Origin of the sequence: Paenibacillus cineris (assembly GCF_018333335.1) — a bacterium.
GTDB classification, from domain to species: domain Bacteria; phylum Bacillota; class Bacilli; order Paenibacillales; family Paenibacillaceae; genus Paenibacillus_AQ; species Paenibacillus_AQ favisporus.
The window spans coordinates 657,832-679,134 of sequence record NZ_BORU01000001.1 but is presented as its reverse complement, the minus strand read 5'-3'; the positions used below and the strand labels follow the sequence as shown (position 1 = coordinate 679,134).

The window sequence follows — 21,303 nt, the reverse complement described above, 5'->3', positions numbered from 1 at the left end:
AAAGTCCGCATTTACTTTGCCATTCTCATTATTTATTTTGCAATTCTCATTTTTCTCACCGCGTTCTCGGCCGCCTCCATAATGACTTCCCCTAACGTAGGATGGGGATGAATTGTCATCGCCAAATCCTCTACGGTCGCTCCCATCTCGATCGCCAAGGCCAGCTCCGATATGAGGGTTGACGCATCTATGCCCACGATTTGCGCTCCTTTAACGATCCCCGACGCTTGATCCGCAATGATCTTCACAAATCCTGGCTCTTCTTTCAGCGCCAAAGCTCTGCCATTAATACTAAAGGAGGATTTGCCTGCGATAACCGGGATCCCTTGCTCCTTGCATGCTGTCTCTGTCAGACCAGCGCTGGCCAATTCAGGTTCGGAAAACACAACAAGCGGAATAGCTCTGTAATCCACAATAGAAGGTTTGCCGGCGATAGCTTCTGCCGCAACTTTAGCTTCGTAGGAAGCTTTATGGGCCAGAGCCGGACCTTCCGTAATGTCACCGATCGCAAATATATGCGGAACTGCCGTTCTGCACTGAGCGTCCGTTTCGATCAGCCCCCTGACCGTTGTCTGCAAGCCGATGTTCTCGAGCCCTAATTCGCCGTCCGTATTCGGTCTTCTTCCAACAGTCACCAGCGCATATTCTGCTCTTACAGTACGCTGCTCATCTTGACACATATAGCTGAGCGTCAGCCCGTCTGCATCCTGTTCCGCATGGACGGCTATAGCCTCCGTAATGATAGTTACACCGTCTTCGTTTAACTGCCGTACAACCGGAGCCACAAGGTCCGCCTCAAATCCGGGCAGCACCTGTCCTCCTCCCTCCAGAATCGTAACTTTTGTTCCGAATTTGGCATACATTTGCCCCAGTTCAACGCCGATATAACCGCCGCCGATTACGACCAGGCTCGATGGAATTTGTGAAAGGGACAACGCTTCAGTGGAAGACATAATACGTCCGCCGTAGGGCAAAGCCGCAAGCTCAATTGGACGAGAACCGGTTGCTAAGATGGCGTGTTTAAAAGAAATCCTTTGTTCGGCTCCCGCTTGTTGAATGGAAGCGGTGTGCTCGTCGATCAAGCGTGCCTCTCCTTCAAGAACCGATACTCCGGCCGTCTTTAATAAATATTGAACTCCACCGGCTTGCTTATTTACGACGGCTTGTTTAAAGCCCTGAGCATCCTCAAAGGAAGCAGCAGCAGCAACTGCCTGATTCCATTGCTTATGCTGCTTGAAGCGATGTGCTTCCCCAATCAACGCTTTGGAAGGAATGCAACCTATATTGGTGCACACGCCACCGACCCGGCCGCGCTCAACGACAGCCGTTGTCATTCCAAGCTGTGCTGACCGAAGCGCCGCCACATAACCTCCCGGACCCGATCCTATTACCAGGGTATCTACCGATTTAAGGTCGATCATAATTTTGCACCTCCGAAATAAAATATGATGAACATAATATATTATAGTCATCATATTTTATAACAGTCAATATCCCTGCTTGTTTGCCATAAGATCCAAACGACTGGACCGAGGAAATTGACAGGTTTTATTATGATGCCTATAATATTTTAAAATGCGTTTTTTCCTAGTAGGAGTGATTGTTTTGCCATATCCGGAAGGTCACAAATTAAAGGTTCGCGGCCGGATTATTGAAAGTGCAGCCAAAGCCATTCGGGCCAGCGGAGTACAGGGCATCAGCGTTCCCTTTATTATGAAGGGTGCCGGTCTGACGCACGGGGGGTTCTATTCCCACTTTGACAATAAAGAGCAATTGGTCGCTGAAACTTGCCGCTTTGCGATCAGCGAGACCATTGCCCTGCTGCAGAAGGCGGCGGACCAGGAAAAGGAAGCACCCAAAATCCACGCAGTCATTCATTATTATTTGAGTCCGCAGCATCGCGACCAGACCGAGGTGGGCTGCATTCTTCCCGCCCTTTCCGGGGAAGTATCCCGAATGTCCGATGAGGTGCGCGAAGTCTTTACCGAGGAGCTGCAGCGCATGATTGATTTTATCTCTGATCTGGCAGAAGTCGATCCGTTGACTGGCCAAGCTTTGCTGAGCCTTATGGTCGGCACGATTGTACTGGCGCGTTCCGTTAGTGATGCCGAGCTGAGTGACAGTTTATTATCGACAGGCAGGCAGCATGCCAAAGATCTTATCAAGACAAGCTCACAGAGCTAAAATTGAGATTGGGATGGTCAAACAGCTGATAGATCAACCTAAATAACGATTAAGGGAGGGTTGTATGATACATACGTGGCCCTCCCCAGCTTATTTTTAACAGATGCAATATTAAGCAGCTGCTCCATGAACTTCATGGCCTGGTCATGCAATCAGCTGCCGCCGCGGGTTACGTCCATCGCCATTTCCTGCGCTTTCAAACACAATTCCGCCGCCATAAACGCATGCTCCTGCGTCATGGCATTTTCGGTCCGGTTCAGACAGTCAAGAATGAGTTCTCCAAAGAACGGATATCCAACCTGCCCGTCAACATGAAAATGGTATTCCCCTTCCTGATTGACCAGGTAGACATGATTGCCGGTCCGATCGCGGGCGATATCGATATATTTTCTCAGCTCAATATAACCTTCGGTTCCCAATATCAGCGTGCGTCCGTCTCCCCATGAACCTAAGCCGTCCGGCGTAAACCAGTCCACCCGGAAATATTGCGTGGCCCCGTTGTCCCCCAGCAGGGTGGCATCGCCAAAATCCTCAAGCTCCGGATATTCAGGGTTGTTGTAGTTTGCCACTTTACTGTGCAGCACCTCCGCTTGTTTACAACCCGCATAAAAAAGAAACTGCTCGACCTGGTGGCTGCCAATATCGCATAGAATTCCTCCGTATTGCTTCTTTTGAAAAAACCACTCCGGCCGGGACGAAGCGTTTAACCGATGGGGTCCGAATCCCGTCACCTGCAGCACCCGCCCAATCGCGCCCTGCTCAATGAGCTGCCCGGCATAAACCGCCGATTCGACATGCAGCCTTTCGCTGTAATAAACCATATACTTTCTTCGGGTTTCACGCACTTTGGCGCGGGCCGACTCCAGCTGCTCAAGCGTTGTTAAGGGGGCTTTATCCGTAAAATAATCTTTGCCTGCGTCCATCACCCGAAGCCCCAGCGCACAGCGCTCCGAAGTAACAGCTGCTCCCGCAACAAGCTGAATCTGCGGATCTGCCAGAATCTCTTCCTCGGAGGCTGCAATCGTTACTTGGGGATAGGTTCGTGTGAATGCTTCCGCTTTGGCCCGGTCACGGTCATAAACCCACTTTAATGTAGCGCCTGCCTCGATCAGTCCGTTGACCATTCCATAGATGTGCCCATGATCGAGCGCCACAGCGGCAATCACAAATTCACCCGGCCCGACCACCGGATTGGGTTTGCCTTTCGGGGCATAATTCATCCCGTCGTTCTTCTGCATCTCCTTCATCCCTTCCGCGTTTAAGGTTCTCCATCCCGATGATCGGGATTTACTGTTCGCCTGACGTTTGTCCGTTCGTTACGCTGCCGTAACGGCTTCCTGTCGTTATTTTTAGATCCGCAAAATTTTCGATGCTGCTGCCCTTTTCGTAAAAATGTGGTGCATTCTTCATCAGGCCCTCCCGCGTATAAAAAGGATCGCCCTGCTGCAGGGGAAGTTTAACCTTTTCTCCGGTGCTTGCGGATTTGTAAATGCTCATAATGAGTTCCAACGTATTCCGCCCGCTGATTCCGTCAATCATGACCGGCGCCCCCGTTTCGATGGCATTCAGCACATTATCGATCTGTGCCGTATGGCCTTCGTATGGCAGATCCGGCAGCTCGTTGTAATATTGCTGGATTTTCTCCTCGAGAGAGGGTTCCCGCTCCGGGAAGCCGTTCGGCAGTGACCTGGACGCCGTGACCCGCCACGGCGCCGAGATCCGGGCATGCTCACCCTGGAAAATAAACTGCTGTTCTTCCCCATGATGAACGACGGAGCTTGTAATTTGCCCTAAGCTGCCGTTCGGATATTTCAAAATCGCGATGGACAAATCCTCCACTTCCGCATTGTCATGCGCGACGTTGCTCATATATGCCTGAAGCTCGCTGGGCTGACCCAGCATCCAGAGCAAGGCGTCGATATGATGAACCGCATGGTTCAGCGTCGGACCGCCTCCCTCCTTCTCCCACGTGCCGCGCCACCATAAATCGTAATAGCAATGGCCCCGCCACCAGAACGAATCCACCTGGGCATGAAGAATTCTGCCGGCCAGTCCGCTGTCCACAACGTGCTTCAGCTTCATAATCGGATTTCTGAAGCGATTTTGGGCAATGACGGACAATACTTTCCCGTTTTGTTCCGCAGCTTTGATCATGGCATCGCATTCTTCAAGAGAAGAGGCCATCGGTTTTTCCACGATCACATGACTGCCTGCATTCAGAAAATCAATAGTAACGGGCGCATGAACAAACGGAGGCAGACAAACGGAAACCAGGTCGATCTCCTGATCAAGCAGTTTCTTGTAATCTTTAACGATGGCAGCGTCCAAACCGTATTGCTCCCGCTTGGCTTCGGCCTTCTCGGGATAAAGATCGCATAACGCAACAATTTGGCAGCGTTCCTTCAACTGCAGATAACCTTCGATATGAGCGGACGAAATCGCCCCGGTCCCAATAATCGCAACCTTGATCATTTCGGTTAACCTCCCCTGAGCTTTCTTCATTGGCATATAAGGATATTAACTGAAGCTGCGAGAACATTGTGCTTCGCTGTGGGGGAAAAAATAACACTAGATTGCGGTTCTGCGATAGAATAGATTCGAAAGCGAGTACATACGGGGGAAGAAGGAGGCAGCGGCCATGTCTTTTGTAGCGGGTAACTATAGCGAGGTGCCCCTGCATTTTGCCTATAAACGAAAAAGCGTCAACGATGAGCATAAGGAAACCTTCCACTCCCATCTCGGGGTGGAAATATTGTTGATCCATCAAGGGAAAGGGACGATGATCGTCAATAACAACCGCTACGACATCAAACCGGGCATGCTCTGCATTTTTCAGCCTTATCAGCTCCATCATCTCAAGCTCGAATACGACGAAGGCCAATGCTTTGAACGTTCCCTTGTAACCTTTGAACCGACGATGTTTGAGTCTTATTTTGAAAAATGGCCTTCGCTTCATACCTTTTATCGATTCATGTATTTAGGGGAACTCCCTGTTCCGTGCTTGTATGACACCGGGGATGAGCTCCACATCCTGGACGCTGTCTACAAAAGCTTGGATAATCAATTACCCGCGCTTTCAGAGGCGGAAAGATATGAGGAATTTTCTTTATTTCTCGTTATGCTGTACCGTTCGATCCAACACGTATGGAATCAGCGGACGGAAGCCGGGCTGCCCAAACCAGCCCTTCGCCAAAATCATCAAGTGGAGCACATATTGACATGGATCGAGGCCAACTATACGTTACCGTTTCGGCTGGACGACATGGCCAAGTCGCTGCATTTATCTCCCTATCATGTTTCGCATCTCTTCAAAGAGGCGACAGGCATCAGCATCTCCGAATACATCATGGCCCGCCGGGTCCATCAATCCGTTCTGCTGTTAACGACTACGAAAAAACCAATCTCGCTCATTGCTGAGGAGATTGGTTTAGCGAACAGCTCTTATTTTTGTAAATTGTTCAAACAGCGCATGGGCATTACGCCACACCAGTATCGGAAGAAGTGGGCCAGGACTTAAAATTAAAAAAAACAAACAAAAAAACCCTTGATTCCCAAGGGTTTTTTTCTTATGGAGCCTAGGGGGATCGAACCCCTGACCTCATCGCTGCCAGCGATGCGCTCTCCCAGCTGAGCTAAGGCCCCTTAATATTTTCTACTGATTTATTATGTATCAGCGACTCTTATAATTTATCAAAGATTTATGCATGTGTCAATAAAAAAATCCAAAAAGATTTTGGAGCTCACGCAAGTGTTCAGCCATATGCTCCCTTGCCATGGACATGGCCACCGCCAAAAGCAAAAGAGGCCCTGGAAGGCCCTTTTGCTCTTTAAGATGGTTGCCGGACCGGCAAAGCAGCATGCTCCCTTACGGTTAGTCTTCCACCGTATTTTTGGACAGCAGCCCCTTCAGCTCTTTCATGAACATGTTGATATCTTTAAATTGGCGGTAAACCGACGCAAAGCGGACATAAGCCACCTCATCCACGGGATACAGCTGCTCCATCACCAGCTCGCCGATCTGCCGGCTCTCCACCTCCGCCACGGCGGTGTTGCGCAGTGATTTCTCCACCTCGGAGACGATCATGTCGAGCTGCTCCACGGATACCGGGCGCTTCTCGCAAGCGCGAATCAGGCCGCGGAGGATTTTATCCCGGCTGAACTCTTCCCGGCTTCCATCCTTCTTGATGACCATCAGCGGCGTTTCCTCCACCATCTCAAACGTGGTAAAGCGCCGGCTGCACTTCTCGCACTCACGCCTGCGGCGGATCGATTTATTTTCGTTAGCGGGCCGTGAGTCCAGCACTTTCGTGCCGGCATAATCACAGTACGGACATTTCATGGTAAACTCCCTTCCTTTGCAAATCACGGTGTATATAGAACAAAATCACGAACATTCACAGGGTCCGAATACCGTGAACCCTTATCCCGTCAGGGATTAACTTGCCGCCTCACCGAAATGTATTAAATTTCCAACAAAAACTTTTCAAAAAGAGTAATGAACTTTTGAGCTTCGAGACATAATACATTTACAAACAGCGAGGAGGTGAACAACAATGGCTTCCAACAACAACAGCTCCAACAACCTGGTAGTACCTAAAGCTACCGCAGCCCTGAACCAATTGAAATATGAAGTCGCTCAAGAACTGGGTATCAGCATCCCACAAGACGGATACCAAGGCAACATGACTGCATATGAGAACGGTTCGATCGGGGGACTTATCACTAAACGTTTGGTGACCCTGGCTGAACAACAACTGGCTGGTCAATTCTAATTCGGTTTGATACCCGAAGAAGTGTTGGAGACGCTAACCTAGCTTCTCCAATGCTTCTTTTGTTATGTTTAGCGACAGAACAGTACTCCCTTTAGAACTCGCTGTATATCCGCGTGTATTGATTGTAGTAATAAATGACCCGCTGGACGTAGTGCCGGGTTTCCCCGATGGGAATATTTTTGACCGAGTCGTAGGTGCCGTCCCATACGCCCCTTTTCAGCCAACCGTCCACTTTACCAGGCCCCGCGTTGTATGCGGCGATCACGGCAATCCGGTTTCCTTTAAACTGCTCCGACAGCGTTTTGAGATACCAGGTGCCGATTTCGATGCTGGCCTCCGGCTCATGCTTAATATGGTCCAGCGTCACCTCGGGAAGCTTGGCCTTTTCCATCGCCCAATTGGCCGTATCCGGCATTAACTGCATCAAGCCGAGAGCTCCCTTCTTGGACTCCTTGCCCAGCTTGTAATTGGATTCCACCCGGATAATCGAAGCCACCAGGAACGGGTCGACGTCATAACGCTCAGCCTGCTCACGAATATTCTCTTTATAATGAATCGGGTAAAACCACGACATCCAGTTCGTATTAAAAAACAGGATGACGACAAATCCTAAGAACAACAGAAGAAGCACTCTTTTTTTGCGTAAAAACTTCATAGCAGGCCCTTCCGGTTCCAAAATTCATTCACTTGGCGCTCCGTCTCGGAAGGTTGTCCACTGTTGTCGATCACAACGTCGGCCCGCTTCTTCTTCTCTTCGATATCCATTTGGGAACGAATCCGCGCGACCGCTTCATCCTTCGTCAGCCGGTTTCTCTCCATCAGACGTTCCACCTGAACCTCGAACGGGGCGTAGACCAGCAAAACCTGCTCAAACATCGCTTCCAGACCCGATTCAAACAGGAGCGGGATGTCCACCACTACCAGGCGGTCCGAGTGCTCCCGTTCAAAGGTCTGCATCTGCTCCCGGATCTCCTGTCGGATCGCAGGATGCGTAATATCGTTCAGAGCTTTGCGCTCAGCGGGATCGTGAAACACGATATCCCCCAGGCGTCTGCGGTCCAGCGTTCCGTCCGGAAGGAGGATGGCTTGTCCAAAATGCTCGACGGCCGCCGCCAAAACCGGATGACCCGGGAGCATGACTTCCCGGGCGATGACGTCGGCGTCAACAAGCAGCGCCCCCTTGCTGACTAAGAGGGCGGATACGGTACTTTTTCCTGTCGCTATTCCTCCGGTTAACCCGATGTTCATATCCTTAACTCACCTCATAACAGCTTCATTATTCCCATTACAATTAATAATATTGCCGGCAGCACCGTAAACCGGCGCATCCACGTTCGGGACGCAAAGCGCAGACCCGTCTTCATTCCGACGACCAAAAAGGTGCCGCTGAAGAGAGCGATCACGACGGCGGTCAGCAGCGGCGAAAATCCGAGCAATGCCGCGCCCAGACCGGCGCCGAACGCATCCAGGGACAAGGCGATACCAAGCCACATGGCCTCCCATCCGGAGATGCTGCCCGACTTATCCATATCCGCAGAAGACGGCGTCCGCAAAATGCGGATCACGACGCCCAGCTTCCGGATTTCCAGCGAAAACACCGTCTGTTCAGGTGCTTCATGCTGGGCAGGGTCCAGTGTACCTTCTCCGCCGGAGCTTTGCAAGCCATGCCCCTCGATCCCGCTGGTATGGGCGTCTTTAGCCTGCTTGGCGAGATCTGCGTCTTTGGCTTCCAAGACTTCTTTGCCTTCCCCGCTCTTCTCCTTCTGGATCCACATCTGTACCAGCGACCACGAGCCCATAATGATCAGGATGACCGCTCCAATGATGGAGGCGATCGAAGGGGATACGAATTGGGCCAGCAGCACGCCCACCTGCATGGACACATAGATGATGACCCCGGAGCATAAAGAAATAATCGCTATCGATAACGGCGAAATCCTCATTTGACGAAGGCCGTATGTAATGCCGACACCAAAACTGTCCAAACTTAATGCTAACGCAAGCAGCAGCAGTGCAAGAACATGACTGAGCACCCCGTTCCCTCCCTGTGACAGAAGCGGTGCCCCGAAAAAGCCTGCAGCATGGATCAGGCATTCGGAAGCCCCGCTTCATAAGATATCTCTACCTCAGTATATGGAGGGTACAAAAAAGGGGTGCACGCCCAGTTCGAATTGTTACGATTTCAGGGTTTGGCAGGACGGGCAGAAATGGGTTCCGCGCCCGCCAACGACCGTTTTCTCCACCGCGGTACCGCAATTTACGCACGGCTGGTTCTGCCGGCCGTAAATTTTCAGCTGGTGCTGGAACATGCCCATCTCACCTTGTCCATTGACATAAGACTTGATGGAAGATCCCCCCACCTCAACCGACTCGGCAAGCGTGGCTACAATCGCCTGATGGAGCGCTTCGAGCTGCCCATCCGTCAGCGTATCGGCCGGCTGCTCGGGGTGAATGCCCGCCCGAAACAGCGACTCATCCACATAAATATTCCCGATGCCGACGATATATGCCTGGTTGAGCAGGACAGCCTTGATTTTGGTCTTCTTCCCCTTCAGCGTTTCTTTGAAACGCTCCAGCGTAAACGCCGGATCCAGCGGCTCCAATCCCAGCTTGGAGAGCGGGGGAAGCTGGAATTCCTCTCCGGGCTGGAACAAATGCATCGTTCCGAACTGCCGCACATCCTTGTACCGCAGCTCGGTGCCGTCGGTAAAGTGGAAAATGACATGCGTATGCTTTTCCACCGGATCGCTGCTCTGGTATACCCCGTACCGTCCCTCCATCCGCAAATGGGAGACGAGCACGAGCCCGTCCAGCAGGATCCGCAAAAATTTGCCGCGCCGCTCCACACCTTCAATGGTGTGTCCGGCCAGCATCCACGCAAACTGATCTATATCATCGGGGCGCTGAATGATCCGCGCCAAATGGACACTAACGCGGTCAATCACCTTGCCCTTCACGAGCTGATTGAGTGTTCTTTTGACTGTTTCGACTTCCGGCAATTCCGGCATGATGACTTCACCTCAACCTCTATTATAACGTAAGACAGCCCCACAAAGCGGCGCTTTTTCTTCGAAGTCTGCTCCAATCCTTCGCGGGGAACCCGTAAAATTTACATACGGGCGCTTACGCAGCCCTTTATTTCGCCTCGTACCAATTGACTCCGTAGCTCACTTCCGCTTTGAGCGGAACGGACAGGGTCAGCGCATGCTCCATCGTCTCCGGTACCAATTTCTTCATGATTTCCAGCTCGTCCTCAGGGACTTCGAATACCAATTCGTCATGCACCTGAAGCAGCATGCGGCTCTTCAGCTTCTCTTTCGCCAGCGCCGCATCCATCTGAACCATAGCCAGCTTGATGATATCGGCGGCAGTGCCTTGGATCGGCGTGTTCATCGCCGTCCGCTCGGCGAAGGAACGCAGATTGAAGTTGCTCGCATTGATTTCCGGCAAATACCGTCTGCGCTCCAGCAGCGTGGTGACATAACCGTCGCGCTTGGCGTCTCTGACGATATCATCCATATATTTGCGAACGCCCTGGAAGGCGTCGAAGTATTGATCGATAAATTGGGCCGCTTCCTTCCGGGTAATGTTCAGGTTCTGGGACAGACCATAGTCGCTGATTCCGTACACGATGCCGAAGTTAACCGCTTTGGCGGACCGGCGCATGTTGGCGTCAACGTCTTCGGCTTTGACACCGAACACGTCCATGGCCGTCTTCGTATGGATGTCCATATCGTGCAGGAAGGCTTCCTTCAGGCCTTCATCCCCTGAGATATGGGCCAGCACCCGCAGCTCAATCTGGGAGTAGTCGGCGGCCAGAATGTACCAGCCCGGTACGGATGGCACGAACACCTTGCGGATTTTCCGTCCCTCTTCCAGACGGATCGGAATGTTTTGCAGGTTCGGGAACTGGCTGCTTAGGCGTCCTGTAGCCGCAATTGTCTGGCGGTAATACGTGTGCACCTTGCCCGTTTCCTCCGAAATTTCCTTCAGCAGTCCTTCCACATACGTCGACTGAAGCTTGGCGATGGTCCGGTACTGCAAGATCAGGCGCACGACATCGTGATACGGTGCCAGTTTCTCCAACACTTCGGCGTCGGTGGAATAGCCGGTTTTGGTCTTTTTCACGACAGGCAGGCCCAGCTTGACGAACAGAATCTCTCCCAGCTGCTTCGGCGAGTTGAGGTTGAACTCGGTGCCTGCAATTTCATAAATCTGCTCGACCAGCGACTTGATCTGGGACTCGAATTCCGTTCCGAGCGCCTTCAGATCATCCTTGTTGACCGCGATGCCCTGCTTCTCCATGTCCGCCAAAATCCGCGACAGCGGCATCTCCAGGTCATGGAACAGCGAGCTCATCTCATTGTCCGCAAGCTCCTTCTCCTGAAGCGGAATGATTTCCAGCAGCGCGGCGCTCTTCCGGGCCAGATGCCCGCTCAGTACGTCCAGCTCCGGCACCTTGTATTTCGCGCCTTTGCCGAATACGTCTTCATCCGCCGCCAGCACCGGCAAGCCGTATTTGGATGCAAGCGCGTTGACATTCTGGTTGGCTTCCGTCGGATCGAGCAAATACGCGGCCAGCTGCACGTCAAACGATGCCCCGGCAAACGCGATTCCCTTCCAGTGAAGCGCCAGATCCGTGCGGTGCAGGTCATATCCCCGTTTCGGAACATCCGGGTTCCCCAGCCACGTCCGCAGCGGCTCCGCCCAAGACTCGTTCATTCGCTCGAACGGAACATAGTAATGCTTCGGCTCAGTGGAGAATATTATCCCGATCACGTCGGCGTGATGCGGGTTCTCTCCGCTGGTCTCGACATGAATAAGCTGCACGGCGTCCAGTGCACCGATCAGCTCGTCCGCATTTTCGCCGTCTACGACGGTGACCTCGATCTCCCGTTCGGCAGCCTTGGCCTGCTCCTCATCCGAGTGCGTGTTACCGTCCGCATGGAAGGACAACCGCTCCAGCAGCGATTTGAATTCCAGCTTGGCGAGCGCAGGCCCTGCCGTTTCTTCCTTCAGGCCCGGGAATACCATCTCGTTAAACGATTTGTCCAGCGGCACCTCGCGGTAAATGGTCGCGAGCTTCTTGCTGAGGACCGCGTCATCGGAATGGGTTTCGATCTTTTCCTTCATCTTCCCCTTCAGCTCAGCCGTATTGGCCAGCACTTCCTCGACTGATCCAAATTGGTGCAGCAGCTTGAGCGCCGTCTTCTCGCCGACGCCTGGAATTCCCGGGATGTTATCCGACGGGTCCCCCATGAGGCCCTTCAGGTCAATGATTTGAAGCGGGGTCAGTCCGTACCGCTCCTTGATTTGCTCAGGTGCGTAGGTTTCAATTTCCGTTACCCCTTTGCGTGTCAGGCCCACCTGAACATGGTCCGAAGCCAGCTGCAGCATATCCTTGTCCCCGGTCACGACGAGAATTTGCTGCCCTTCCTCCTCGGCGATGCGGGAGACGGTCCCGATGATATCGTCCGCCTCGTAACCGCTCAGCTCATATTGGGCGATGCCAAAGCTCTGCAACAGCTCCTTGAGCAGCGGGAACTGTTCCGACAGCTCCGGCGGCGTCTTTTCCCTTCCACCCTTGTATTCCTGGTAGCCTTCGTGGCGGAACGTCGTTTTTCCGGCGTCAAACGCAACCATCATGTGCGTCGGCTTATGGTCTTCGATCAAACGCAGAAGCATATTCGTAAATCCGTACACAGCATTCGTATGCAGACCCTTGGTGTTCGTCAGCGGGGGCATTGCGAAAAATGCGCGGTAAATAATACTGTTTCCATCTATCAAAATCAGCTTGTTCATTGGGCACCTTCCCTTTATCAAACGTCCTTCATTTATGATACCATACACGCCCCTTTTCGAGAAAAAATTAGGCCGTTTTGCCCCAAATCTCCTAAGCGTAATTTCTGTCAATTCCTTTACGACAAAAAAGGAGCTTCCCGCCTGTGCAGGTCAGCTCCTTGATCTCATGTATGATGATGTTATTGATTCAAATCAGGACGCCGGCCGGTGACGAGATACACCGTGCTCTCCCCGATATTCGTGGCGTGATCGGCGATCCGCTCGATGTACCGGGCAACCAGTGTGAGCAGCATCGCTTGCGACAGCGTTTCGGGATTCGAGGCGATATAGCCGTACAATTCCGTGATGATCCGGCTGTAGAATTGGTCCACCTGATCGTCGTCCTTGGCCATTTTATAAGCAAGGTCGGTATTTTCGTCCAAATAAGACGTAATGGACTCCTCGACCATCACTTGCACCAGCTCAGCCATTTGCGGAATGTCGATCAGCGGCTTGATCAGCTCCTGCCCCTGCAGCCGCAGCGTCACCTTGGCAACGTCCAGGGCAAGGTCTCCCATGCGCTCCAGGTCGCTTGAAATTTTAAAGGCCACGAGAATTCTCCGCAAATCCTTAGCTACCGGCTGCTGGGTGACGATCAAGCGGGAGCCGATGTCCATGATTTCCTCTTCCATCGCGTTCAACTTGGCGTCATCCTTGACGATTTGCTGTGCCTTCACCGCATCGAGCGTTTTCAGGCTGATAACCGCCTCTTCCAAAGCATGAACCACATGCGCGCCCATCTGGCGAAGCAACGTGCGCAGTACCTCTAAATCCTGATCCAACTCTTTTCTCCGAATCATCGCTGCCCTGTTCCCCCTAGGATATATTTAATGCTCATCTTGCTGCCGGTTACCCGAAACGCCCGGAAATATAATCTTCGGTACGGGAGTCCCGCGGGTTGGTAAACAACTCTTTGGTATCATCGGCTTCGACGACTTCCCCGTTCAGGAAAAATACCGTGCGGCCGGAAATCCGGGCAGCTTGATGCATATTGTGAGTCACCATAACGATGGTATAGGTCTCCTTGAGCTCCTGCACCAATTCCTCAATCTTTAGTGTCGAAATCGGATCGAGCGCAGAGGTCGCCTCATCCATCAGAAGAATGTCCGGCTGAACCGCCAATGCTCTGGCAATGCACAAACGCTGCTGCTGCCCGCCCGAGAGGCTGAGGGCCGAACGCTTCAAGTAATCCTTAACCTCTTCCCACAGCGCGGCCTGGCGCAGGCTCTGCTCCACAATTTCGTCGAGCACCTTTTTGTCGCGCGTGCCGTGCAGACGGGGGCCGTAGGCAATATTGTCGTAAATCGATTTGGGGAACGGATTCGGCTGTTGGAACACCATGCCCACCTGCTTGCGAAGAGCCTCCACGTGCACGTCATTGCCGTAAATATCTTTCCCGCCGATTTTGACAGAGCCTTCGATATGCGTGCCTGTGATCATGTCATTCATCCGGTTCAGCGTCCGCAGCAGGGTCGACTTGCCGCATCCGGAAGGGCCGATAAAGGCAGTGATCGTTTTCTCGGGAATGTCCAGGTCTATATTTTTAAGCGCATGAAACTGCTCGTAGTACAAGTTCAACTGCTCAATATCGATAATATCTTCCATTTACAATCGCTTCTCCTTTTTTCAAAAAGGGTCTATGAAGTTCAGTTCATCTATATGGCACCTATCTATAGTAATGCCGTTATGTAAATGCTGTGTCCCACAATTGTAAACGCAGTGTAAAATGTGTAAACTAGTAGATCCAATATTAAGCAAAAGAACTTCCCTTTTCCAGTTCCTGCCTGATGACGGCGGCCCGCATGGCCGTATCTCCCGCCAACCGGTTGACGGTTTCACCGGTCCCCGCCACGTGCTCGACCGCCTTTTCCAGCTCACCGAACATTCGGCTTCCTTCGCCTAACAGCTCCGCGCTTGCCGTGATTTCGCCCACTCCGGCCGTGGTTAAAGCCCCCGTTTCCTTCGCCAGCCGGCTGATGCTTCCGAGCAGTCCGGAAATATCCGCCGCCAGCTGACGCGTCTGTCCTGCGAGCGATCTGACTTCAGCAGCGACGACCTGAAAGCCGCGTCCGTGCTCACCGGCATGCGCTGCCTCGATCGATGCGTTCATGGCCAGCAGATTGCTTTTATCCGCCAGCTCCGAAATGGTCCGGGTTAATGCCGAGATCGTGTCGACATCCTGGATCAGCCGGGCCACCTGCTGCTGATTCTCGTTCATCCGTTCCACCACATTAGAATAGGACTGGCTGACCTCATCCAGCTTGCTGCGTCCGTTCAGCGACCATTCTTTCATCTGGCGGCATTCTATCAGCGTGGCGTTTGCCGCCTCCGCTACCTGCTGCAGCGATTCCTCCATGCCGGTGACATGCCTGAAGTTCTCCGCTACCGTCTGCCTGCGCCGCTGCTCAGCCCCCGTCTGAAGCAGGCCCGACATAATCATCAAATCCAGGACCGTCAACACGCCTGCCAGCTGCCCGTGATCCGTCAAAATGACACAGTCATAAAATTGGGATTCGGGGCGGTCCAGCGCCTGCTGAATCAGCAGTCCGGGATCGGCTCCAATGTCGGCGATCAGAGGCTGCATATCTGCAAATCTCTCCACCGGACGGGCAAAATACAAATCGGCACCGAACCGGCCGGTCAGCTTCCGGTAAAAGGTGTCCCGCATGACCAGCCCAAACGGCTGGCCCTCCTTCCCCCCAATGACCACGCAGGGAAGATCCGGCTGCTCCTTGATCAGCTCCAGAACTTCACGGCAGCTCGTCTGGGCTTCCAGCAGCGGAACCATCCGGCAGTATTCCGCCGGCGTGGGGCGATCCCCGGAATCCCCTCCCTCTTGCGTGCTTGCTTCAGTATGGCCTTGCGCGGAGGCGTTACCTTCTTGAGCTGGGTTTCCATTTGCACGAATGCTTTGTTCCAGATCGGCGTACAGTGTGGACAATATGGCCCTCCCCCTCTTCGGCTCTCTAGTCTTTAGCCGCATCATACCTCCCGAGCGTTAAGAGAATATGCGGACAATGTAAATTGTATGTAAACCTATGATCAAAGAACTAGTTCCTTAGGTCTAATGCATGCAAAAAAAGAAGCTCTCTCCTTTTATTCCACAGGATGAGAGCTTCTTTTTTTATTGACGACCAGCTTATAGCCAACGCCGCGGATGGAATCGATATGAACGGATTCGGGGTCGAGTTCCAGCTTCTTGCGCAGGGAGCTGACATGCACATCCACCGTCCGCTGACCCCCGATGTAATCAAAGCCCCACACCGCGTTCATCAAATCATCCCGGGTCAGGACAACGCCTGGTTTGCGGGCGAGGTACAGCAGCACTTCAAATTCCTTCGGCCGCAGATTAATGCTGGTACTGCCCAGCATCACCTCGTATTTCTCCGGATAAATCTCCAGCTGTCCGAGCGTGATGGCCGAGGTAGGCGATTCCGGAACGGCCGCCGCTTCCTCTCCTGGACCAGACACTCTGCGAAGCACGGTGCTTACGCGCGCCAGCAGCTCCGAAACCCCGAACGGTTTCGTAATGTAGTCGTCGGCGCCCAGCTTAAGGCCCTGCACGACCTCTTCCTCCGCGTTTTTGGCCGTCAAAATAATCACCGGCGTCTCCATTCCCTTGCTGCGGAGTTTGCTCAAAATGTCAAATCCATTCATTCCCGGCAGCATCAAATCCAAAATAATGAGGTCGTAAGGTTCATGGGCGGCCCGCTCGTACCCGGACGTGCCGTGGTCTTCAATCGTGACATCGTAGCCTTCCTGCGTCAAGTTGTACGAAAGCAATCTGGCGAGCGTCGGCTCATCCTCGATTACCAACAATCGTTGAGTCATATTCACCGGTCCCCCTGTTTCTTGTATCAAATGAATGAATGCTGACAAGCAACATCTTATCATCTGATTGTTAACGCTGTGTAAAAGAATACATGATGTTTACCTTTTTCAAAAAGATAAGCCTATTGTCTCTAACGAAAAGGGGGAATATTCCATTTCCCCCGTTTACACACCGTCCTGCTCCTGAAGCATCGGAAGCTTAACGGTAAACGTGGTGCCGATGCCGAGCTCGCTTTCCACGGAAATCGCTCCGTGATGGAGTTCAACGAGATGCTTCACGATCGAAAGCCCCAGCCCGGTTCCTCCCGAGCTTCTCGATCTTGCCTTATCCACCCGGTAAAAGCGTTCGAAGATCCGCGGCAGGTCCTTCTTCGGAATGCCGATGCCGGTATCGGAAACGGCGAATACGACTTGTTCGTTCCCGTCGGCGTCCTGCTGATCGCGCACGGACAGCTCAACTCTGCCGCCATCCTGGGTATAGCTGATCGCGTTCGAGAGCAGATTGATAAAAATCTGCCGCAGCTTGTCCTCATCCGCTTCGATAAACAATTCATCCGGAATGTCCGTCTGCAGCGTGATCCTTTTTTTCCTGGCGACCGTGCCGAGCGTCTCCATCATCGTCCCAAAGAACGTGGACACGTCGACGGGAGCGTAATCCATCGGCGACTGCTTGGATTCGATTTTGGACAAATCCAATATATCGCTGATCAGACGGTTCAGCCGCTCGCTCTCATCGAAAATGATCTGCAGAAACGACTTGGCCGTTTTCTCGTCATGGACGCCGCCGTTCAGCAGGGTTTCGGCAAAGCCCTTGACCGCCGCCACCGGCGTCTTGAGCTCATGGGACACATTGGCCACAAACTCGCTGCGCATATTCTCCAGCCTGCGGATCGCTGTAACGTCCTGCAGCAGAAACAGCATGCCGCTGAACTCTTTGCCGTTTTGTTCCCGGAACATCGGAACCCCGTCCATGCGGAGGATCGTTTCCTGCGGAATGTAGACCTTCCGCTCTTCGTGGATTTCGATGCGCTCGGAGATCCCTTCCTTGATCAGCTTCGTCAGTTCGTAGTACTGCTTCAGTTCATCATAAGAGCGGCCGGTAATGTGTTGGGCACTCACGCTCAGCATGTTCTCGGCGGCCGGATTCACCAGCGCGATCTTCCCTTCGGCATCCACAAGCAGAATGCCTCCGGTCATATTGTCGAGCACGCTCTGCAGCAAACCCTCATTGTCCTGGATCGTTTTCAGCTGTGTCTGCAGGCTGTCGGCCATCCCGTTGATCGCCTTGCCCAGAAGGCCGATTTCGTCCTTTCTGCGCAGGTCGACGCGGGCGTCGTAATCCTGCTGCGAAATGCGTCTGGCCACCCGGGTGATCTTCTCCAGCGGCGACGTCATCCCGGATGCGATACGGTAGCTGATCAAGGCTGCCACCGCAAACAGGATCACAAGGCCGATGGCCATGACCATCCAGCCGTTCCGGACGCCCTCATCGACGGATTTCAGGCTGACCGACAGCCGGATGAAGCCGTCGAAATTCGCGCCGGATGTCACCGGCACCGCCACATACAGCATATTCTGACGGAGCGTATCGCTGTAACGGATGGCGTGCCCCACCCCTTCTTTCGAAGCCGTCACAATCTCCTCCCGCTTGCTGTGGTTGTCCATCTCCAGCGGATTGCTCTCCGAATCGCCGACCACGGTGCCGTCCCTTTTAATAAAGGTCACCCGCGCTTCCGTCAGCTTGCCGAGCTTCCCGGCTTCGCCGGTATAATAGCTGACCGCATCCGCCCCCTGCATCGGTATGAAGTCAAATGTAGTGCTGAGCAGCTTTATTTCGCGGACCATATTCTCTTCAAGTCCCGTAATATGCGATTTCTTGAACACCTGGGCCATCGTGATGCCTGCCCCGAGCATGGATACGCCGATCATCACCATAAGAATCAGCGTCAATCTGATCCGAAAAGGTTTCATGGGTCCCTTCCTTTATCCTCAAGTTTCCTCTTTTTCTATTCCTAATCCTAACGTGAATCCCGCCCTTTGACCAGTGGAAAATGGACAGCCCTGTTCCGGGGCGCCTCTTCCCGGATATAATAGGATTATCCAGATAGATTGAACTAAAGAAATGTAATTTGAGGCCTCTGCTGGACCGTTAATAGGAAATTCAATACTTAACTTTAGGTTCAATCTATCCTGCTTCGAAAGGAGAACCGAACGTTGAACTATCATTTTTCCGCTTACATGTACCGTCTGCAGTATATCCAGCGCTGGAGCCTGATGCGCAGCACCTCGCCGGAAAACGTGGCGGAGCACTCCTATCACGTCGCTCTGCTCGCACATATGCTCTGCCATATCGGCAACGTCTTCTTCGGGCGCCGGCTCAACGCGGACCGTGCCGCATCTCTCGCCTTGTTCCACGACGCGGCGGAGGTGTTCACCGGCGACATCGCCACGCCGGTGAAGCATAACAACCCGCGGCTCCTCGGAAGCTTCCGCGAGATGGAGCAGATCGCCGCGGAGCGCCTCGCCAGCATGGTGCCTCCGGAGCTGCAGGCGGTCTACGGCCCCCTCCTTCATCCGGATACGGTGGATGAACAGGAGTCCGAGCTGCTGCGCTATGTCAAAGCCGCCGACCGGCTGGACGCTTACTTGAAGTGCACGCGCGAGGTTGCCGCAGGCAACCGGGAATTCGCCGCCGCCAAGGAGCAGACACTGGCGAAGATCCGCCAGATGAAACTCGCCGAGGCGGATTATTTCCTGGAAAATATGGCGCCGAGCTTCGAAATGTCGCTGGATGAGCTGTCCGCCGACGATGAAGGCGGCAGTAATCCAGCCGACACTGCCGACGATGGAAATCACGGTAGCAGTCCGGAATGAAGCGGCCCTCTGACGCTACCACCAAAAAAGGTTGTACCCGGAGTTTCTTTTTCCGGGTACAACCTTTTGTTCAAGGAATGCTAGAATTCAATCCCTTTGGGTAACAACCGATCCAAATACTGGCTGCGGATGCCAGACGTTTCAAGGCATCGCTGCCCTTTTTTTACGTTCCGCTCGGCTTAGCCGTTTACGACTTCGCCGCCGTTCACGTGGATCACCTGTCCGCTGACATAAGACGAGTCATCCGACGCCAGATAGACATAGGCTGGCGCCAGCTCTTCCGGCTGACCCGGACGCTTCATCGGCTGCGACGCACCAAATTGGCTTACCTGCTGTGCGTCGAACGTGGACGGAATGAGCGGGGTCCAGATCGGCCCCGGAGCGACCGCATTCACGCGGATGCCCTTCTCCACCACGTTCATGGACAGCGCGCGCGTAAAGCTGACGATTGCGCCCTTCGTCGAGGAGTAATCGATCAGCGTCGGGTTGCCTTTATAGGCCGTAATAGAGGCCGTGTTGACGATCGCGCTGCCATTCTTCAGATACGGCATCGCCATCTTAGTCATAAAGAACATGCCGAAGATGTTCGTACGGAACGTCTTTTCGAGCTGCTCCTTCGTAATGTCCTCAATTTTCTGCTGCGGATGCTGCTCCGCCGCGTTGTTAATTAGAATATCCAGTCCGCCCAGCTCCTGTACCGACTGGTTGACGGCATTTTTACAGAAAGACTCGTCTCCGATATCGCCAGGGATCAGCAGGCATTTGCGTCCTTCCTGCTCGATCTGGCGCTTCGTTTCTTCGGCGTCCCCGTGCTCATTCAGGTATACGATCGCGATATCGGCACCTTCTTTAGCGAAAGCTACGGCCACCGCACGGCCGATCCCGCTGTCGCCGCCGGTGATGATCGCCTTTTTGCCCTGCAGCTTGCCCGCGGCTTTGTAATCCTTGGGCTCGTATTTCGGTAGAGGGTTCATTTCCGATTCCGTCCCCGGCTGATGATTCTGATGCTGAGGAGGCAAAGTCTGTTTAGATTGCGATTGCGAATTTCCTGACATCATTCATTCTCCTTTCACGGATGGGTTTCATCGGTGCACATACCATCACATTCCGTATTAGGATGGCATATGACGGATGGATTATTCTCTACCGTTGATACTTACCACATCGCTCCCGGAGTTAAACAGTAGAAGACCGCTCTCCATTCAAGAAAAAGCAGTCCATGGATCATTTTTGTCAAAAAAAAGATGACCCCGCAATGCGGAGTCATCTTCAAACGTTAGAACCTATTACTTAAATAATGTGGTTGTAGACCATGAAGAAAGTCATGATCAACAGGCAGATCGCCAGCAGGGCGCTGAGCGTACGGATTTTCCCCATTTCTACGGAAATATCCCTTTTTTCCTGAATGCCCTTGATCGCCAGACGGAGCGGCTTGCCCATGATTCCGCTGATTGCGCCGAGCGCCAGCAGCAGGATGACAATAATGATCATCCACGGCACGGAATAGTCGCCTTGGCTCATCAGATAGCCGCCTGTCAGCAGCTGGATCACAAGGCCTACTTGTGCAAACGTATTGAGGCTGCGGATGGCTGCCGCGCTGCCTTCCTGAGCAGGGAGTGACAAACCGGCCACTTTACCTACAACGAATGGCAGAACCAGATAGAATCCGAGAGCCAACGCTCCCAAAATATGTACGAAAAACATCACAGTGGTCATTCCATTTCCTCCCCGCGTGCTTGTGTTTCCATAACATTCATTATACTTATAAACCTTTGAAAAGAAAAGAAAACCTCCATGGTTG

20 protein-coding genes and 1 tRNA gene are annotated in these 21,303 nt (G+C 53.0%); 4 read left to right on the top strand and 17 right to left on the bottom strand.

Features of this window, described 5'->3' with window-relative positions:
- Positions 1–32 precede the first annotated feature (32 nt).
- Positions 33–1,421 (bottom strand): dihydrolipoyl dehydrogenase, encoded by a 1,389-nt coding sequence (gene lpdA / locus KI379_RS03530; RefSeq protein WP_212982786.1) that lies wholly within the window; start codon positions 1,419–1,421, stop codon positions 33–35.
- 184 nt (positions 1,422–1,605) lie between these two features.
- Between lpdA and KI379_RS03525 the strand changes: the two genes are divergently transcribed.
- Positions 1,606–2,184 carry a TetR/AcrR family transcriptional regulator gene (locus tag KI379_RS03525; RefSeq protein ID WP_212969963.1) on the top strand — a complete coding sequence of 193 codons (579 nt, stop codon included), beginning with the start codon at positions 1,606–1,608 and terminating at the stop codon, positions 2,182–2,184.
- Between the two features lie 152 nt (positions 2,185–2,336).
- On the opposite strand, the gene KI379_RS03520 is transcribed toward KI379_RS03525, so the two are convergent.
- Positions 2,337–3,422, bottom strand: coding sequence for a Gfo/Idh/MocA family protein (locus tag KI379_RS03520; protein WP_212982785.1), 1,086 nt, complete (start codon positions 3,420–3,422; stop codon positions 2,337–2,339).
- Between the two features lie 49 nt (positions 3,423–3,471).
- The gene (locus KI379_RS03515) at positions 3,472–4,656 is read right to left on the bottom strand and encodes a Gfo/Idh/MocA family protein (protein ID WP_212982784.1); all 1,185 of its coding nucleotides are present in this window, start codon (positions 4,654–4,656) and stop codon (positions 3,472–3,474) included.
- A 166-nt stretch (positions 4,657–4,822) separates the two neighbouring features.
- Here KI379_RS03515 and KI379_RS03510 point away from each other — a divergent pair, with 166 nt between their 5' ends.
- Positions 4,823–5,701, top strand: coding sequence for an AraC family transcriptional regulator (locus KI379_RS03510; protein WP_212982783.1), 879 nt, complete (start codon positions 4,823–4,825; stop codon positions 5,699–5,701).
- 52 nt (positions 5,702–5,753) lie between these two features.
- Here KI379_RS03510 and KI379_RS03505 read toward each other — a convergent pair.
- Positions 5,754–5,826, bottom strand: a tRNA-Ala gene (locus tag KI379_RS03505).
- Between the two features lie 229 nt (positions 5,827–6,055).
- The gene (gene nrdR / locus KI379_RS03500; protein ID WP_076170449.1) at positions 6,056–6,523 is read right to left on the bottom strand and encodes a transcriptional regulator NrdR; all 468 of its coding nucleotides are present in this window, start codon (positions 6,521–6,523) and stop codon (positions 6,056–6,058) included.
- Positions 6,524–6,737: 214 nt separating this feature from the next.
- On the opposite strand from nrdR, the gene KI379_RS03495 reads away from it, so the two are divergent.
- A complete protein-coding gene (locus tag KI379_RS03495) occupies positions 6,738–6,956 on the top strand; it encodes an alpha/beta-type small acid-soluble spore protein (RefSeq protein WP_076170450.1) in 219 nt (72 codons plus the stop codon).
- 91 nt (positions 6,957–7,047) lie between these two features.
- Here KI379_RS03495 and KI379_RS03490 read toward each other — a convergent pair whose 3' ends face one another.
- The 10 genes from KI379_RS03490 to pnpS form a co-directional block, all read right to left on the bottom strand.
- Positions 7,048–7,611 carry a lytic transglycosylase domain-containing protein gene (locus KI379_RS03490; protein ID WP_076170451.1) on the bottom strand — a complete coding sequence of 188 codons (564 nt, stop codon included), beginning with the start codon at positions 7,609–7,611 and terminating at the stop codon, positions 7,048–7,050.
- Positions 7,608–8,204, bottom strand: a complete 597-nt coding sequence (gene coaE, locus KI379_RS03485; RefSeq protein WP_212982782.1) for a dephospho-CoA kinase — start codon at positions 8,202–8,204, stop codon at positions 7,608–7,610. Before coaE ends, KI379_RS03490 begins: the two co-directional genes overlap by 4 nt.
- 14 nt (positions 8,205–8,218) lie before the next feature.
- Positions 8,219–8,989 carry a manganese efflux pump gene (locus KI379_RS03480; RefSeq protein WP_212982781.1) on the bottom strand — a complete coding sequence of 257 codons (771 nt, stop codon included), beginning with the start codon at positions 8,987–8,989 and terminating at the stop codon, positions 8,219–8,221.
- 141 nt (positions 8,990–9,130) lie between these two features.
- The gene (gene mutM, locus KI379_RS03475; protein WP_145025260.1) at positions 9,131–9,964 is read right to left on the bottom strand and encodes a DNA-formamidopyrimidine glycosylase; all 834 of its coding nucleotides are present in this window, start codon (positions 9,962–9,964) and stop codon (positions 9,131–9,133) included.
- A 127-nt stretch (positions 9,965–10,091) separates the two neighbouring features.
- Positions 10,092–12,758 (bottom strand): DNA polymerase I, encoded by a 2,667-nt coding sequence (gene polA / locus KI379_RS03470; protein WP_212982780.1) that lies wholly within the window; start codon positions 12,756–12,758, stop codon positions 10,092–10,094.
- 179 nt (positions 12,759–12,937) lie between these two features.
- Positions 12,938–13,597, bottom strand: coding sequence for a phosphate signaling complex protein PhoU (gene phoU, locus KI379_RS03465; protein WP_089545825.1), 660 nt, complete (start codon positions 13,595–13,597; stop codon positions 12,938–12,940).
- A 49-nt stretch (positions 13,598–13,646) separates the two neighbouring features.
- Positions 13,647–14,402, bottom strand: a complete 756-nt coding sequence (gene pstB / locus KI379_RS03460) for a phosphate ABC transporter ATP-binding protein PstB (RefSeq protein ID WP_076170457.1) — start codon at positions 14,400–14,402, stop codon at positions 13,647–13,649.
- 145 nt (positions 14,403–14,547) lie between these two features.
- Positions 14,548–15,738 (bottom strand): methyl-accepting chemotaxis protein, encoded by a 1,191-nt coding sequence (locus KI379_RS03455; protein WP_212982779.1) that lies wholly within the window; start codon positions 15,736–15,738, stop codon positions 14,548–14,550.
- 155 nt (positions 15,739–15,893) lie between these two features.
- A complete protein-coding gene (locus KI379_RS03450; RefSeq protein WP_076170458.1) occupies positions 15,894–16,628 on the bottom strand; it encodes a response regulator transcription factor in 735 nt (244 codons plus the stop codon).
- A gap of 165 nt (positions 16,629–16,793) precedes the next feature.
- Complete coding sequence (gene pnpS / locus KI379_RS03445) at positions 16,794–18,599, bottom strand: two-component system histidine kinase PnpS (protein WP_212982778.1); 1,806 nt, start codon at positions 18,597–18,599, stop codon at positions 16,794–16,796.
- A 243-nt stretch (positions 18,600–18,842) separates the two neighbouring features.
- Between pnpS and yfbR the strand changes: the two genes are divergently transcribed.
- Positions 18,843–19,502 (top strand): 5'-deoxynucleotidase, encoded by a 660-nt coding sequence (yfbR, locus tag KI379_RS03440; RefSeq protein WP_212982777.1) that lies wholly within the window; start codon positions 18,843–18,845, stop codon positions 19,500–19,502.
- Between the two features lie 179 nt (positions 19,503–19,681).
- Here yfbR and KI379_RS03435 read toward each other — a convergent pair whose 3' ends face one another.
- Positions 19,682–20,557 carry an SDR family oxidoreductase gene (locus KI379_RS03435; RefSeq protein WP_076170461.1) on the bottom strand — a complete coding sequence of 292 codons (876 nt, stop codon included), beginning with the start codon at positions 20,555–20,557 and terminating at the stop codon, positions 19,682–19,684.
- A 235-nt stretch (positions 20,558–20,792) separates the two neighbouring features.
- A complete protein-coding gene (locus KI379_RS03430) occupies positions 20,793–21,218 on the bottom strand; it encodes a hypothetical protein (protein WP_076170462.1) in 426 nt (141 codons plus the stop codon).
- Positions 21,219–21,303 lie beyond the last annotated feature (85 nt).

What these genes read in the sequence shown, in the direction of transcription:
- lpdA (WP_212982786.1), bottom strand. Translation starts at nt 1,421, where the DNA reads ATGATCGACCTTAAATCGGTAGATACCCTGGTAATAGGATCGGGTCCG.
- KI379_RS03520 (WP_212982785.1), bottom strand. Translation starts at nt 3,422, where the DNA reads ATGCAGAAGAACGACGGGATGAATTATGCCCCGAAAGGCAAACCCAAT.
- KI379_RS03515 (WP_212982784.1), bottom strand. Translation starts at nt 4,656, where the DNA reads ATGATCAAGGTTGCGATTATTGGGACCGGGGCGATTTCGTCCGCTCAT.
- KI379_RS03510 (WP_212982783.1), top strand. Translation starts at nt 4,823, where the DNA reads ATGTCTTTTGTAGCGGGTAACTATAGCGAGGTGCCCCTGCATTTTGCC.
- nrdR (WP_076170449.1), bottom strand. Translation starts at nt 6,523, where the DNA reads ATGAAATGTCCGTACTGTGATTATGCCGGCACGAAAGTGCTGGACTCA.
- KI379_RS03495 (WP_076170450.1), top strand. Translation starts at nt 6,738, where the DNA reads ATGGCTTCCAACAACAACAGCTCCAACAACCTGGTAGTACCTAAAGCT.
- KI379_RS03490 (WP_076170451.1), bottom strand. Translation starts at nt 7,611, where the DNA reads ATGAAGTTTTTACGCAAAAAAAGAGTGCTTCTTCTGTTGTTCTTAGGA.
- coaE (WP_212982782.1), bottom strand. Translation starts at nt 8,204, where the DNA reads ATGAACATCGGGTTAACCGGAGGAATAGCGACAGGAAAAAGTACCGTA.
- mutM (WP_145025260.1), bottom strand. Translation starts at nt 9,964, where the DNA reads ATGCCGGAATTGCCGGAAGTCGAAACAGTCAAAAGAACACTCAATCAG.
- polA (WP_212982780.1), bottom strand. Translation starts at nt 12,758, where the DNA reads ATGAACAAGCTGATTTTGATAGATGGAAACAGTATTATTTACCGCGCA.
- phoU (WP_089545825.1), bottom strand. Translation starts at nt 13,597, where the DNA reads ATGATTCGGAGAAAAGAGTTGGATCAGGATTTAGAGGTACTGCGCACG.
- pstB (WP_076170457.1), bottom strand. Translation starts at nt 14,402, where the DNA reads ATGGAAGATATTATCGATATTGAGCAGTTGAACTTGTACTACGAGCAG.
- KI379_RS03450 (WP_076170458.1), bottom strand. Translation starts at nt 16,628, where the DNA reads ATGACTCAACGATTGTTGGTAATCGAGGATGAGCCGACGCTCGCCAGA.
- pnpS (WP_212982778.1), bottom strand. Translation starts at nt 18,599, where the DNA reads ATGAAACCTTTTCGGATCAGATTGACGCTGATTCTTATGGTGATGATC.
- KI379_RS03435 (WP_076170461.1), bottom strand. Translation starts at nt 20,557, where the DNA reads ATGTCAGGAAATTCGCAATCGCAATCTAAACAGACTTTGCCTCCTCAG.
- KI379_RS03430 (WP_076170462.1), bottom strand. Translation starts at nt 21,218, where the DNA reads ATGACCACTGTGATGTTTTTCGTACATATTTTGGGAGCGTTGGCTCTC.